General features: G+C 42.5%; 2 tRNA genes. Both read right to left on the reverse strand.

From position 1 onward, the window contains the following. Nucleotides 1-143 precede the first annotated feature (143 nt). A tRNA-Ala gene (locus tag V6255_RS17970) sits at nucleotides 144-219 on the reverse strand. 46 nt (nucleotides 220-265) lie between these two features. Further along, a tRNA-Ile gene (locus V6255_RS17975) sits at nucleotides 266-342 on the reverse strand. Between the last annotated feature and the right edge of the window lie 242 nt (nucleotides 343-584).

Here is a 584-nt window from a genome sequence, read left to right on the forward strand (position 1 = left end):
GTTATTGTGCGATAAATAAGAACATTTATCAGCTTTCCTAATTGTTAAAGAGCAGACTTTTTCGTTAAAAAAAGCCTTAGATAAGTAGTGTTGCTTATCTAAGGCTTCTCATCATGTTGGTCACTTATTCATTTAAGAATGAGTGGTGGAGCTATGCGGGATCGAACCGCAGACCTCCTGCGTGCAAGGCAGGCGCTCTCCCAGCTGAGCTATAGCCCCAACATGGTGTATATAAATAGAAATCCAATTTCATTTTACAAGAAATTGGTGGGTCTGGGCAGATTCGAACTGCCGACCTCACCCTTATCAGGGGTGCGCTCTAACCAACTGAGCTACAGACCCGATTTTCAGTTCTATCTCATCGTTGGATAACCAACTAAGCGACAGAGCCAAAATAATAGGTCTATCTATACGTCTCTTCACTTTCTAATCAAACAATCTGTGTGGGCACTCATATGAAAATTGCCTAAGCAAGCTTTCATAGCCGGTAAATTTATTTGCCTAAGCAAATTCATCGTAAGGCTTGCTAATGTGTTTCTTTACGTAAGGAGGTGATCCAGCCCCAGGTTCCCCTAGGGCTACCT

This window comes from Psychromonas arctica, assembly GCF_038155225.1.
GTDB classification, from domain to species: Bacteria; Pseudomonadota; Gammaproteobacteria; order Enterobacterales; family Psychromonadaceae; genus Psychromonas; species Psychromonas arctica_B.